8 protein-coding genes are annotated in these 15,079 nt (G+C 39.7%); 5 read left to right on the top strand and 3 right to left on the bottom strand.

The features are described 5' to 3' along the window. Positions 1–80: 80 nt before the first annotated feature. A complete protein-coding gene (locus MMU07_RS11085) occupies positions 81–1,178 on the bottom strand; it encodes a P1 family peptidase (protein ID WP_241126032.1) in 1,098 nt (365 codons plus the stop codon). Positions 1,179–1,248: 70 nt separating this feature from the next. Continuing rightward, positions 1,249–2,685 (bottom strand): aldehyde dehydrogenase family protein, encoded by a 1,437-nt coding sequence (locus tag MMU07_RS11080; protein WP_241125944.1) that lies wholly within the window; start codon positions 2,683–2,685, stop codon positions 1,249–1,251. A 466-nt stretch (positions 2,686–3,151) separates the two neighbouring features. Between MMU07_RS11080 and MMU07_RS11075 the strand changes: the two genes are divergently transcribed. From MMU07_RS11075 to MMU07_RS11060, 4 genes are read left to right on the top strand one after another with little or no spacing between them, the layout of a single operon-like run. Then, positions 3,152–3,664, top strand: a complete 513-nt coding sequence (locus MMU07_RS11075) for a hypothetical protein (RefSeq protein WP_241125943.1) — start codon at positions 3,152–3,154, stop codon at positions 3,662–3,664. 18 nt (positions 3,665–3,682) lie between these two features. Next, complete coding sequence (locus MMU07_RS11070; RefSeq protein ID WP_241125942.1) at positions 3,683–7,981, top strand: DUF7507 domain-containing protein; 4,299 nt, start codon at positions 3,683–3,685, stop codon at positions 7,979–7,981. A gap of 12 nt (positions 7,982–7,993) precedes the next feature. Beyond that, the gene (locus MMU07_RS11065; protein WP_241125941.1) at positions 7,994–8,968 is read left to right on the top strand and encodes a PorP/SprF family type IX secretion system membrane protein; all 975 of its coding nucleotides are present in this window, start codon (positions 7,994–7,996) and stop codon (positions 8,966–8,968) included. Between the two features lie 2 nt (positions 8,969–8,970). After that, positions 8,971–11,325 (top strand): OmpA family protein, encoded by a 2,355-nt coding sequence (locus tag MMU07_RS11060; protein ID WP_241125940.1) that lies wholly within the window; start codon positions 8,971–8,973, stop codon positions 11,323–11,325. Positions 11,326–11,675: 350 nt separating this feature from the next. Here MMU07_RS11060 and MMU07_RS11055 read toward each other — a convergent pair whose 3' ends face one another. Next, positions 11,676–12,950 carry a M23 family metallopeptidase gene (locus MMU07_RS11055; RefSeq protein ID WP_241125939.1) on the bottom strand — a complete coding sequence of 425 codons (1,275 nt, stop codon included), beginning with the start codon at positions 12,948–12,950 and terminating at the stop codon, positions 11,676–11,678. Positions 12,951–13,252: 302 nt separating this feature from the next. Between MMU07_RS11055 and aspS the strand changes: the two genes are divergently transcribed. Beyond that, a complete protein-coding gene (gene aspS / locus MMU07_RS11050; protein ID WP_241125938.1) occupies positions 13,253–15,013 on the top strand; it encodes an aspartate--tRNA ligase in 1,761 nt (586 codons plus the stop codon). Positions 15,014–15,079 lie beyond the last annotated feature (66 nt).

Here is a 15,079-nt window from a genome sequence, read left to right as displayed (position 1 = left end):
TGTCGGCACATCGGTCTTGCTCCCCGACTGAAGTTGAATATTGGCTTACTGACAAAGAAGGGTATGTTGATTATATTGAATTATTTGATTCTATTAAACCTCCTCATAATCTCCAAAACCTCCTCTTTTGGCAGTGCCCTTACTTCTCTTTCATCTTTTCCTGCCAAGTCTTCCGCTGCAAAAAGTGAATTGATGATGGCTTCTTCAGTTGCTTCGATGGTGGCAAGAAAAAGTGCACTCATGTCATCATTTTGTAAATAACTGGGTTTTTGGAGTTCAAGGGATGGGGAATTATGAGAAATCAAGTTGCCGGGAAAATTGGAAAAAGCGATCACATAATCTCCCGAACCATTGGAAGCGATTCCTCCTGTTTTGGCTAATCCCATCATGGCCCTTTGTGCGATTCTTTTGAGGTTTCTTTCATTGACAGGTGCATCGGTTGCCACGACGATCATGCAGGATCCGTCAACGGAAGACATATGGTCCATAAAACTGTAATTGCCTAATTCCACCCCTATCGGAACACCGTCAATCTGCAATACCCCACCGAAATTGGTTTGCACCAAAACCCCAACCGTATATCCGCCCAATGATTCGGGCAATTTCCGAGAGGAAGTTCCGATCCCGCCTTTGAATCCAAAACATACCGTACCTGTTCCTGCTCCGACATTTCCCTCCAAAACTTTATCTTCTTTGGCATTTGTAATGGCAGCAAGCACATCTTCCGTTTTCACATGTCTTCCCCGGATGTCATTGAGGTATCCATCATTGGTCTCCCCGACGACTGCATTGACTGATTGTACATTTTCATTTCCGGGTTGGGACAAAGTATATGCTACCACTCTTTCGATCCCTGCTGCTACGCCCAAGGTATTGGTGAGGATGATAGGGGATTCAATATTTCCCAATTCTTCGATTTGGGTAGTTCCTGCAAGTTTGCCAAATCCATTTCCCACAAAAACAGCCGCCGGGACTTTTGATTGGAACAGGTTGCCCTGATGGGGAATGATGGACGTTACACCGGTTCTGACATTTTCTCCTTCGATAAGGGTGACATGACCAACTTTCACCCCCGCCACGTCGGTGATGGCATTGAGTGGACCGGTTGGCATCACTCCAATACGTATCCCTAAGTCACGGGGTCTTGATTGTCCAAATGCGAGTGATTGTGACACCATATATATAAGGAGAAGTGAGGTCGAAATTCTATTTTTCAAAATACAGGATTTTTGGGAGTATTGTTTTCAATCAAAGCCATTTTAGGATTCCTTTGACCAGTTTCTTTTTGACCAAAGTAAAAGGTGGAAACAAGGGATTGACAGCGGCTGAACCGACCCGCTGTTTTAGGACGGCTTTTTCATTACTGAATGCCAAGAACCCAAAATGTCCGTGAGATTTGCCAATGCCGCTGTTATTGACACCGCCAAAGGGAAGTTCCCGGTGAAGAAAATGTACGGCACAGTCATTGGCTAATGCAGCCCCTGAGGAAGTCTCATTGAAAATGGTGTTGATTTTTTCATCATTCTTGGAGAACACATAAAAAGCCAATGGCTTGGGTTGTTGGTTGACCATCAAGATCGCAGCGTCTAGATTGTCATAAGTCACCACGGGAAGAATCGGTCCAAAGATTTCCTCTTGGAGGACTTTCATTTCCCAAGTGACATTGGACAGAATTGTGGGTTCGATGTAGTTTTCTTGACCGTTTGAGTTACCGCCAAATTCGATTTTTGCTCCTTTCAAATTGGCATCGGAAAGAATATGCTGTATCCTTTTAAAATGGCTTTCATTCACAATTCTGGAATAGTCTTTTGAACCCTCGATGCCATTTTTATTGGAGTCATACATTTTTTCAATGCTTTTTTTCATTTCACCGACAAAGGCATCTTTCAACCTTTCCGGGATCAATATATAATCCGGGGCTATACAGGTCTGCCCACAATTCAGGAATTTGGTAGCCGTGATTTTATCCGCCGTATCTTTAAGGTCGGCATCATCCAAAATCAACACAGGTGATTTTCCCCCCAATTCCAGGGTAACAGAGGCAAGATGCTCAGCAGCGGCCTTCATGACGATTTTGCCGACTCCGGGGCTTCCTGTAAAGAAAATATGGTCGAAGGGTTTGGATAAAAGTATCTGCGAGACTTCCACCCCTCCTTCTATGACAGCCACGGTATGGCTGTCAAAGATTTCAGCTATCATCCTTCTGAGTAAAGCGGAGGTATGGGGTGTCATTTCAGAGGGTTTGACGAAGGTCGGACAACCTGCCGCAATCGCAGAAACCAAGGGGCCTACAGCCAGGTTGAAGGCGTAATTCCAGGGAGCTAGGATGAGGCTTACTCCTTTTGGTTCATATTGTATATAGGCTTTGGTTCCCAAAAAAATCAGCGGAGTTCCTACTTTTTTTGGTTTCATCCAATGTTCAAGATGCTTGATGGCATGGTTGATTTCTATCAAAACAGGGAAAATCTCCGTCACATCAATTTCCGGATAAGGCTTTTGATAATCGGCATGTACGGCTTTTCGAATATCTTCTTGGTTTATATTGATCCAATCCAGCATTCTTTTTAAAAGTGAGATGCGGAGGGAGGCTGATCCTTTTCGAAGCTTTAAGGCCTCTTGTTTTTGAAGGAGGAAAATACCTTCAATTTGGGATTCTAGAAATTCAAGTTCTTGGGTCTTTTGCATTTTTAAAGGTTCTTAACTTTCATCAAGTTCAGTCAAGCAAACCGAAAAAACAAATCTTTTTTAGCTGCGTAGAATATGCTTAAAGTAAAAATGAGTATGCAATGGAGCTTGGAAAGGATAATTCCTCAATTCATTTTGGGAGATAATCACAGGCTGGAGCTAATTAAAAAATATCTCCAGGATTTGAAAGATGAAAAACTTACAAAAGTCAAAAGGGGTTGAAAAACCCCTTTTTTTATTCCCCTGGTTTTCTAGATTGAATGGAATTTAAGTAGTTTATAAACATATAAATGCAAAAAAATGCATTTTGTAAAATATTTTTTGAAAATCATTTGGAAATGAAAGTCAAATAATTGTATTTTTACGACAGTTAAATGGTCATAACACCACCCTTGTTACCCATTTCTCTAAAAAAGGCTTAATCTATCTCAATCGCCTACCCATTTTGTTTATCTAATATCTCGCTATGATGACATCATTGATTTCCCCAAAGAATGAAAGCCGCAACAGTGTACTGTTTTTGGTTTTAATCCTTTTCTTCTCTTCTTTTTCTCAAATTAAGGCTCAAAAATCCCTTTCACTTGAGGAATTCATAAACCAAGAGGGAGAAAATAACACAGTATTTATTAAAAATCTTGTGTTTGAGAATATTCCAACTGTCCTTTTAAAGGATTCAAAAATTCAAACTTTAGGAGAGGGCTTTCCTCAGAAAGTTTCCTCGGACATCAGTTCCCTTGAATTATTAAAATCAGAAAATAACATTTTTCGGACTGTCAAGATTTTACAAATCAATTTGGGCAGTGAGGCGGAAAAATCTGCTTTGAAAATCAATTTGTCTGAACTGAAAGGTTTTTCAAACCTTGTCTACATTTTTATTAACTCTGAGACATCACTGAGTCCTGATGAAGTCGATAGGATGGTATCAGGTTATGAAGATGGCGATGTCATTGTTCTATTTCAGGTCAACACTAATTTTTAATCCTAAATCAGAAAAACCATGAAAGCATTTTTCTCCTTTTCATTTCAAAAAGCGCTATTGGCAAACCTGATTTTGGTTTTGTTGATATCATCATTCGCTGTAAAAGTTTCAGCCCAGGTTGATAACAGAATTCCTTTCACGCACAGAGTTGGAAATCCTAGTCCTGAGAATAATATATTTAAATTAAGAGGTGATTTTACAATCATTGGCAACACAAATCTTACTCTTGCTGACCCTAACAGGATCGACAATTCATTTAGCCAAATGGTCTATGTAGACATTGACAACAACCCAAATACGGTCAATTCTTCATCCTCCACTTTGGTCTTTTCAGGTGAAAATAATGCCGATCCCAATTGTTCTGAGGTTATCTACGCCGGCTTATATTGGTCAGGAAGGGCCAATCCCGAATTAGGTATGAGTTTTGACGTTGTTGTTGGGACAGAAGACGGGACTCCTGAGACTGTCACCAATCAGGTTCAAATTGCAAATCATTCTAATCCGATAGCATTTTCTTTTTACACTTTGACGATTGGAAGAAGTGGAAGTGAAACCAACAGGTTTCCTCGCTACACATTTACGTCTAGAAAAGGTGGGAATACCTATCAGTTCGAATTTTCAAATAACAACAACAATCCTGCAAGATTTAGAATAGGCACCAGTGGTGCCATGACAACCTTGACCAATCAGACTGTGACCACCCAAGGGAATGTCAGGACAGTAACCTTTGACCCGATTACAATCACTGATGGCGGTGTTACTTTAAAAGTCGACAGGTTGCAAAGAATCATTTCAAGAACTGAAGAAATTGCGGCCTATCAGACTTCTGATAATTTTGCAAGGATCACTGCTGATGGCATTTTTGTTCCTGAAATTATCAATACTACCAACCTTGATAAAAGAAAAGTAAAAATCAAAGGTCCAAACTCTTCCGGATATACTGAGGTAACTGCTACTGCCAACAACATTTTATATCCGTCCGGTGAATTGGATGATATGTATGTGGGCTATGCGGATGTCACCCAATTTGTGAGAAGTCAAGGTCTTGGAGAATATACAATTGCGGACGTAGCACTTACCGAAGGAAACGGCGGTAGAGTAGGTTATTTTGGACATTGGGGAATAGTGGTTGTCTATGAAAACTCCAAAATGAAATGGAGGGACGTGACTTTATTTGACGGATATTCTTATGTAATGGGCATAGGTGATTCCATTGCTGTAGATGGAGAACTTGTTATCAATGGATTCAATGCCGTCCAAAACGGGCAGGTGAATTTGAAACTTGGTGTGATGGCAGGTGAAGGTGAAAGGGGTATAAGCGATGATTATCTTGAAATTCGAAATGCCGCAAATACCGGTTGGGTGAGGTTAAGTCATGAACTTAATGGGCCAAATAACTTCTTCAATTCATCAATTTATACTCCTGTAAGCGATAACAGCGGTAATTTGGTTGCAAACCCAAGAAACCCTCAGTTTGACCACAACACCGGAATTGACATTGCTATGTGGAATGTTCCTAATCCTAATAATTCTATCATTGCAAATGGGCAGACTTCAACGGTTTTTAGATTTGGTTCAAGACGAGATACCTATAATATCTATTCAATCGGATTTTCTGTTGATGCTTATGTTCCTGATATTCAAGGTCTAAATCAAATTGTATCAATTAATGGATCTCCTGTATCCGAAAATCCTACTGTACAGCCGGGTCAGGAAATTGCTTACACATTGGATATTAGAAATCTAGGAACTGAGGAGATTGAAAACGGAAAAGTAATCATTCCTATTCCATACACATCTACTTTTGTAAGCGCAGAGTTTGAAGTTTTCTTTGATCCAAACACTGTAAAAGTGCCTTATTTTGATCCTAACTTAGGCCTTACAGGTTCTATAGTCTGGGAATTGGGGGATTTGCCACTCTTGGAAGATATCAATACGATATTGGCAAGAATGAGCTATAAGTTAAAAGCTACTGAAGATTGTCTGATTCTTTCAAATTCCAATTGTGATGCATTCATCTCTGTGGAAGGCTCAATATCAGGGAAGGGGAAAATATCCGAAAGTGAATTTAGCGGCATACAACTTACCCAAGGGTTTTTGGATGGAGATTGTCAGGGTGAACCTATCCAAACTCCTCTCGTAATCCGTATCGTAGGAGCTGCAGAATGGATCCAGGAAAAATGTGGAGATGTTAATTTGTTTGACAATTTCTTCTTTTGCAATATCAATCCTGAAGAAGGTATTGCTTTCAACACCATCGCTATTTCTTTCCCTGCCGGAATCAGATTCTATGATGGCATAGACCCTAACAAGGCCACTGAATTTACCGCTACCAATCCTTTCCCAGCAAAAAGTGGTACCTACTTCGGTATTCCTGTGAATTCAAGTAACTGTATCTTTGAGTTCAACATTGAAGTTTCGATCGTTACTACCAGCCCATCAATTTCCGAAGGTGCAGCTTATGATTTTTGCCTAGGTCAAGAAATCCCTGATCTAAACACTTTGATTACTCCAAGTAATCTTGGTGAAGAAGGTCAATATGAAGTTTTCTTCTTTACACAGGCTGAAGGGGGTGAAGCAATGACGGGATATCAGCTAGATGGCAATGTGGCAGGAACAATTCAGATTTGGGTGGCAGAAGGAGCGTCTTCTGATTGCACAGGTCCAAGAGTACAGGTTACCTTAAATGTCAATACCTGTTCAATAGAATTCGAAAAATCAGGTCAGTTGGTTGATGCAGACGGTAACAATATCGTAAATGCAGGTGATAAGATTGTTTATACTTTCACAGTCACCAATACCGGAAATGTAGCCTACACCAATATTACTTTGATAGATCCAAAGGTAACTGTCATCGGAGGTCCATTGGAGACTTTGGCTCCCGGAGCTTCAGACAGTACTACATTCTCAGCAGAATATATCCTAACACAAGAAGACATTGACTTTGGCTCTTTTACGAATGTTGCAACTGTTAAAGGTAACTTTGGAGGAAATGAAATAGAAGTTTCGGATGAAGATGTACAAATATTCGATAAAGTAGAATCCATATCAGTAACCAAATCAACAGTTACTCAAACATACACTGAATTCGGTCAGGTAATTCCTTACACCATTACAGTTACCAATACTGGAAATACAACTTTATCTAACATTACGGTAGTGGATCCTTTGACAGGTATGAATGAGACCATTGTAAGCCTTTCTCCTGGACAGACTGTTTCTTTTGAGACGACCTATACAGTAAAAGTCGAAGATCTTGTGGCGGGCACTATACTCAATACGGTCTTGGTAACCGCTATAGGTTCTGATGGAGAAGAAATAGAATCAACAGACTCGGTGACGGTAATCGGATCCAAAAATGAGATCATAGCCAATAACGACGAATTTGGCACCCATGCTTTGGATTTTGGAGGTATTATAGGAAACATCTTGTCAAATGATTTACTAAACGGTCAGCCCGTAACTTCAGATAATGTCAACTTTGAATTTATAGAACTTGACGGCATCATTGGTTTATTGACCACCGGAGAGGGTGAACTTAGTCTAATACCTGGCCTAAACGAAGCAAGGGAATATACATTAAAGTATGTCTTGACAGAATCTCTCAATCCTACTAACAGTGATGAGGCTATTGTAACCTTTAGATTGGTCAATTCCGAAGTGGATATGAGTATCACCAAGACCTCAAATAATGCAGAAATTTTTGAGGGAGATGAATTCGAATACCAAATTGATGTAACCAATTCTAGCAGCTTCGATGCAACCAACGTAGTGGTAGTGGATGATCTGCCAAATGGAATCACTTATGTAAGCTCTAGATTTACATCTACCTCCGCAGACATCAATGTCACCACAGATATCTCAGGCAAAAGGCTTACTTATACCATTCCACTTTTCCCTGCCAACTCCAAATTGACCATCAATGTCAGGGTAAAAGCAGATGCACTTGTAAATGGTAATCCACTAAATATTGTCAATAGAGTAACAGTCACTTCAGATGAAGATGACACAAACCCTGATGACAATACAGCAGAAGATACCAATAGAGTCAATGCACTTTTCATCCCGAATGTGATTACACCAAATAATGATGGAAAAAATGACAGATTTATCATCAAAGGTTCACAGAAGTTTGCCAAAAGAGAAATCGTTATCCTAAACCGATTTGGTGACCATCTTTACGAAAACAGTAATTATGACAATGACTGGAGTGCAGAGGGACTAGTTGGAGGGACTTACTTCTTTGTATTCCGAGGAACAGATTCAGAAGGTAAAGTGCATGAATTCAAAGGTTGGATCCAGGTCATCAAAAAGTAAATCTCGCAGACCATGAAAAGAAACCATCAAATATTTGGACTTTCCCTACTGATAGCCATCTTGGCTATTCAGACAGGAAATGGGCAGCAACTGCCTCAGTTCAGCCAATATATTTTCAATGGATTACATATCAATCCAGGATACGCGGGATATAAAAACCAAGGATACATACAAAGTACTTATAGAAATCAATGGGTAAATCTTGAAGGTGCGCCCCGTACATTTACGATTACAGCAGATTTGAGTGCAAATGAAGGAATGATGGGATTTGGTGTATCAGTGCTTTCTGATCAGATCGGACCTACGAGGACTACAACTGGATTACTTACCTATTCTTATAGGATACAAACTGGCAAAGAATCCTTTCTTGCATTAGGAGCAAGTGCGGGGGTTTCAGAGTACCAACTTGATGGAGACATTCTTAATCCAATCGATCAGGATGATATCGAGATACCTGCCGGAATCAATAACCTTTATAGTCCAAACATGAATGTGGGCTTATTCTATCACAATAGGAGATTTTACGCAGGATTGAGTGCCTTTAATATGATTGGTAGGAATTCATTGGAAAGACAGGATATATCACTTTCATTACATGACCTCCATTTCTTTCTAACTGCAGGTGCTATGGTTCCTATTTCTGATGCCATTGAATTTAAACCTTCATTTCTGATTAAAGAGGTGAAGGGTTCTCCTACAAACCTAGACCTGAACGGTATGTTTTTGTTCATGGATAGGCTTTGGCTAGGGGCATCTTATCGGACCAACATGCACATCTGGAATGACAACCTTGAAAGTGAAATTAGCAGAAGAAACGCTGTAGCCTTTATAGTTGAGATTTTCGCGTCAGATAAAGTTAGATTCGGATATGCTTACGATCAAACATTAAATGCACTACAAAATTCCAGAAATAATTCTCATGAGTTTTCTGTTGGATTTTATTTAGCCCCAAGAAAAGCCACAATGAAAAATCCAAGATGGTTCTGATCATGAGAAAATCATTTCACCTTATTTCACTCTTGTTTTTGTTGGGAATTTTGCCAATCCATTCGATTGCTCAGAATAGACTTTTGCGCTATGCTGACAAACAGAAAAGCTTAGAAAACTTTCAGCATGCGGCAGAAATTTACGAACAGGCATACAACAGAAATCCAAAAATAACGACAGCAAGGTATGCTGCTGAAGCTTATAGCCAAGTCCAAGAATATGAAAAATCCTTTGCTTGGTGGGAAAAAGTAATCACCAATGAAGAAGCCGAAAGGACGGATTATTCCAACTACCTGATGGCAGCCATGAAAGTAGGAAAAGCAGAACAGATTGATGAAATGTTGGAGAGTTCTTCTTTTGATGAAAATGATTTTCCTGAACTTGATTTTGAATTGATCAGAAATATGTCCTCCAAAACTACCCGGGTCAAGCTGGTGCCTGTACAAGGAATCAATACTGACGGTTCTGATTTTGGGATGAATGTCGATAAAGATGGCAACAACTTTTTCTCAAGTGATAGGGGAAATATCATTCCCACGGACAAAAAAGGTATCAGGTTGGACGCAAAAAGCAATCTATACAGCACCGAAAAAAGCAGCTTCAATGACAGGGCTTTCTTTGGAATCTACAAATTCGATAAAGACAGTATACTTTCCAAAATAGTGTCAGACCTTCCCGATGCGCTCCACATCAGTGATCCAAGTTTGATGCATAGCCGAAATATTATTTTCTATTCCGTATTTAGAGATGTAAAAAAAATTAAAGGAAGTAGAGAGTTTTCTCTTCATTCCGAAATTTTCTACAGCCAGATAAGTACCGACGGAACATTATCACAAACCAAGCCTTTTCCTCTCAATAAAATTACAGAATATGGTGTTTTGAATCCTTTTGTGGATGAAGAAAACCAAAGAATCTATTTTGCTTCGGATAAAACGGGCGGAATGGGTGGATTTGACCTCTATTATGTAACCTATGATGGGGATTTGAATTTCGGCGAACCAGTCAATCTAGGAAGCCAAATCAATACTGCTAAAAACGAAAGGTATCCTTCTATCAACGGTTCGACACTTTATTTCTCTTCAAATGGACTTCCCGGCTTAGGTGGCATGGATATCTTCAAAGCGGATATAGCTTCTTCGGGATTTGCCAATGTCCAAAATATGGGTTTGCCATACAATTCTCCAAGGGATGATTTTGGATACATTGTAACCAAAGGGGGTAAAAGGTACCTGAGTTCTGACAGGACTGGAGGTATGGGTTTGGATGACATTTACCTGGTTGAGGACCTTTTCAAAAAGTTGATTGCACGGGTGATCGATTGTGACAGCAATATCATCAGTGAAGGATTTAATACCGCTTTAGCGAAAAAGGAAGGTGGAAATATGATAGCCACACTTAGAAATGAAAGAGGAGAAATTTTGGCAGACCTCGAGCCAGAAAGTAATTTTAATCTTAAAATCAGTAAAAAAGGATATTTTAGCATACAGGATAGCACAATTTCTACCATAGGTCTTCAGGATGATATTTTGGAAAGAGAATATAAACTTGTCCGAATCCCATATAATTTACCTGTCTTGGTGGACATTGTTTACTACGATTTGGACAAGGCAAAAATTAGAAATGACGCCGAACCGGTCTTAAATAAAATTGCAGAGTTGATGGTAAAATATGATTTCCTTGACTTGGCGGTTGCCTCTCACACAGATGTCAGGGCATCAGTGGAATACAATAGGATTTTGAGTGAAAAACGTGCAAATGCTGTCCAAAACTATCTTTCCAAATTTGGCATACCTGAAAACAGGGTTCGAATAGAATGGTTTGGTAAGGAAAAATTGGCCAATGACTGTGGTGATGGCGTGGCTTGTCCTGAGACAAAGCATCAGTTGAACAGAAGAAGTGAACTGGTATTGGAATCTTTTACAGATACCAATAGAGAATATGAATTGCCTACTGCTTTGTTTGGGAAAGATTTATGTGACGCTTCTTCTCTTTTTGAAGAAATCCAAAATGAAGTGAATTCGATACCTGCCGTGTATTTTGATTTTGACAAATCTACAATCAGGGCTGTCCATCAAAAAGATTTGGATAAGGTATCACTGATGATGATAAAATTAAAAAATCTTCAACTCTATATCTCAGGTCACACTGACCAAAGAGGAAATGAAGACTATAACATAAAGTTAGCAGAAAGAAGGGCAAAAGCGGTACTGGAATACCTCGTACAGAAGGGAGTGGAAGCCAATAGAATAGAGTATAAATGGTTTGGTAAATCACAGCCCATCAATGACTGCGGAACAATTCCATGTACAGAAAATATGCACCAACTGAATAGAAGAACTGAACTTCGGCTGAAGTGAAAAAATGATTGACGACTTTATTTTTTAAACTTGCGAGATAGATAAGTAAAAATGGCCTCCTTCTGGGAGGTCTTTTTTTTCTTTTAATTGAAATAAGATTAATAGACGAAGAAAATCTTTCCATGGTTTTTTTTCTTCAAATCAACATAAGAAAGCGTGGAGGCCTTTGTTTGTGAATGGCTTGGGACGTTCTTACTTGGTAGGATGGTTTTTTTCTAACCTTCCATTTTGAAGACATAAGGAACTTGACTTTTGCAAAAAGTCAGCCAGAAGTGATTTTGCTTGATCCATAAAAAAACCAAGAAGTAAAAACTCCTTGGTCATTGTTTATTGAAATAGCGAAACTCGATTTAGGGATTCACTTTTGCAACCATTTTTTGGTTTGCGTCTACATAAGGAATTGCAGCAATCTGTCTCATACTTTCAGCTTTCACTTGCTCAAAAGCCATTCTGTTTTCCTGAGATATCGGTTCAGATGGCGGGATTTTCTCTTTCAACCAATCTTCCTGCTTCCCATTCTTCCAAAATCTGAAACAAAGATGTGGGCCGGTTGCCAATCCTGTACTTCCTACATATCCGATCACCTGACCTTGCTTTACCCTCGTTCCTGCTGTCATTCCTTTGGCGATTTTGGACATGTGAAGGTATTGCGTGGTGTAAGTCCCGTTATGTTTGATTTTTACAAAATTGCCGTTGGCACTTGTATATCTTGCCTCAACGACCGTTCCATCTCCTACAGACCTGATTTCTGTACCGGTCGGGGCTGCATAATCTGTTCCAAGATGGGCTTTGTATCTTTTTTGCACAGGATGAAAACGGTTTAGGTTATACCTTGAACTAATTCTGGTATACTTCAAAGGATCCCTCAAAAATGCCTTTTTGAAACTATTTCCTTCCTGATCGAAAAATGTTCTTTCCCCATTTTGCTCAAATGGAATTGCATGGTAAGGAACTCCCATATGTTCAAAATAAGCAACTTCTATATCGCCTATACCAATCACATTACCCTCTACCACTTTCTCAGAATATGATACTTTGAACTTGTCTCCTTTTTGAAGCCTTTGAAAATCCACTGCCCAACCATACAAATCCGCAAATTGGTCAATCAGGTCAGGGCCGATGCCAATCTCAGTCATATTGACGTAAAGGTTGCTGCTGATGGTCCCGCCGATTTCTACTTTTCGGATTTCAACAGGTTTTTCTTCTTTGTACACTTCGCCCTCGTCCAATTTGAAAACGACAAACTCAGCAGGGTTAGGTTCATATATAAAAAACTGAGCCAGGGAAGTGTCTTTGGAGGTGAGTACAGTAAATTTTTTGTTAAAAGAAATTTTCCTTACATCAAAAATATCTTTTGACTTTCGGGCGATTTCGTCTATGATTTGATAAGGAACATTGAAGGGTGCAAGGATGGTCGATAGCGTTTGGTTCTTTCCAACTATGCCCTCGACTACATCTAATTCATTCACATTGATACCATAAAGAATCTGATCTTCCTTCTTTTCTTCTACCAATTCAATTTTTTCTTCGGTAATCTCAGGTGCATCTTGTTCTTTTTGATTGAAATAAAACACCGTGCCAAAAACCAGCAACGCCGAAAGTGTAAAAGTTAATTTTTTGTTCATGTTTAGAGGGGGTGAAATAATGTATTATTCCAAAGAAATTTAAATTTGGTTCAAATTCCAAATTATTTACAACTTTTCAAGTCATAATTAATATTTTGACGATACTATTCAACGTGAAGTACAATTTGGTATTTCATTTAATTGACATTTATTTGTTTTTCATTTGCTCGATATTGTTGAAAACCCAATCAATCGGTAGTTTTTTTGCCAAATAAAAAGTTTTTTCAAACTTCTTGATCATTTTAGAATTGTCCCCAAGCTTTGTTTATCTTTGTCCACTTCAAAAAATACCATTTATTATCATGCTCAGAACACATACTTGCGGAGAATTGAGGATACAAGATGTACATCAAAAAGTAAGCCTTTCGGGTTGGGTGCAGCGGGTCAGGAACAAAGGGGGCTTGATATGGGTAGACTTAAGAGACCGATATGGGGTTACTCAATTGATTTTTGAAGAGGGTTCTTCTGACAAATCGCTTTTGGAAAAAGCCGCTTCCTTGGGAAGGGAATTTGTGGTGCTCGCAAAAGGAACTGTCCTGGAAAGGACTTCCAAAAATGACAAAATGAGCACAGGGGATATCGAAATCAAGGTGGAATCCCTCGAGATTTTGAATCCATCCAAAGTACCTCCCTTTATCATCGAGGATGAAACAGACGGAGGTGATGAATTGAGAATGAAATACCGATACCTTGACTTACGCAGAAATGTAGTGAGGGAAAAACTCCAACTCCGACACCGCATGATGCAGGAGACGAGGAAATATATGGATGCACAGGATTTCATCGAAGTGGAAACTCCAGTTTTGATTAAATCCACTCCCGAAGGTGCAAGGGATTTTGTTGTTCCAAGCCGTGTCAACCCCGGAGAATTTTATGCTTTGCCACAATCTCCACAGACTTTCAAGCAGCTCTTGATGGTCAGCGGTTTTGACAGGTATTTTCAGATCGTCAAATGTTTCCGAGACGAGGATTTGAGGGCGGACAGGCAGCCTGAGTTTACACAGATTGACTGCGAGATGTCATTTGTAAGTCAGGAAGATATCCTGAATACTTTTGAAGGATTGACCAAGCATCTTTTCGCAAATGTGAAAGGGGTAAAATTGGAAGAAGTCAAAAGAATGACCTATGCCGAAGCAATGAGCGGTTATGGCAATGACAAACCGGATTTGAGGTTTGATATGAAATTTGTAGAACTCAATGAGGTCGCTCAGGGAAAAGGGTTTTCCATTTTTGATCAGGCAGAGCTTGTCGTAGGAATCTGTGCCAAAGGCGCAGGTGAATACACTAGAAAGCAACTTGATGAATTGACCAATTGGGTCAAAAGACCACAGATAGGAGCCAAAGGATTGGTTTATGTCAAATGCAACGAAGACGGGACTTTCAAGTCAACTGTAGATAAATTCTATTCCAATGAGGATTTGAAATCATGGGCCGAAAAGATGGGTGCTGAGTCTGGAGACCTGATTTTGGTTTTGAGTGGCGATGCCAAATCCACCAGAAAGCAGATGTCAGAACTCCGATTGAAAATGGGTGAAGAACTTGGGCTGAGGGATAGAAATGTGTACAAGCCGCTTTGGGTGGTTGACTTTCCATTGCTCGAGTGGGATGAGGAGACCAATAGATACCATGCCATGCACCATCCATTTACTTCTCCAAAAAAAGAAGATATTCCGCTTCTCGAAACTGATCCGGGTTCCGTCAGAGCAAATGCCTATGACCTCGTCATCAATGGTGTCGAAATCGGAGGCGGATCAATCCGAATCCATGACAGGTCTACTCAGCAACTGATGTTCAAGCATCTTGGGTTTTCGGATGCAGAAGCGCAGAAGCAATTTGGATTTTTGATGGAAGCGTTTGAGTTTGGAGCACCTCCGCACGGGGGGATTGCCTTTGGATTTGACAGGCTTTGCGCCATTTTTGGTGGATCAGATTCCATCAGAGATTATATTGCCTTCCCAAAAAACAACTCCGGCAGGGATGTCATGATCGACACCCCAAGCACCATATCTGATGAACAGCTGACAGAACTTTCGATCAAAGTCGCTTTGGCCGAGAAAAAATAAAACTCAAAAAATCCCGGTTGAAAGATCGGGATTTTTTATTTATTTTGATTTTTACAGAAATCAAAC

Origin of the sequence: Cognataquiflexum nitidum, assembly GCF_022538055.1 — a bacterium.
GTDB classification, from domain to species: domain Bacteria; phylum Bacteroidota; class Bacteroidia; order Cytophagales; family Cyclobacteriaceae; genus Cognataquiflexum; species Cognataquiflexum nitidum.
Note: the sequence above shows the minus strand (reverse complement) of the source record. Positions and strands in the feature narration are given on the sequence as shown.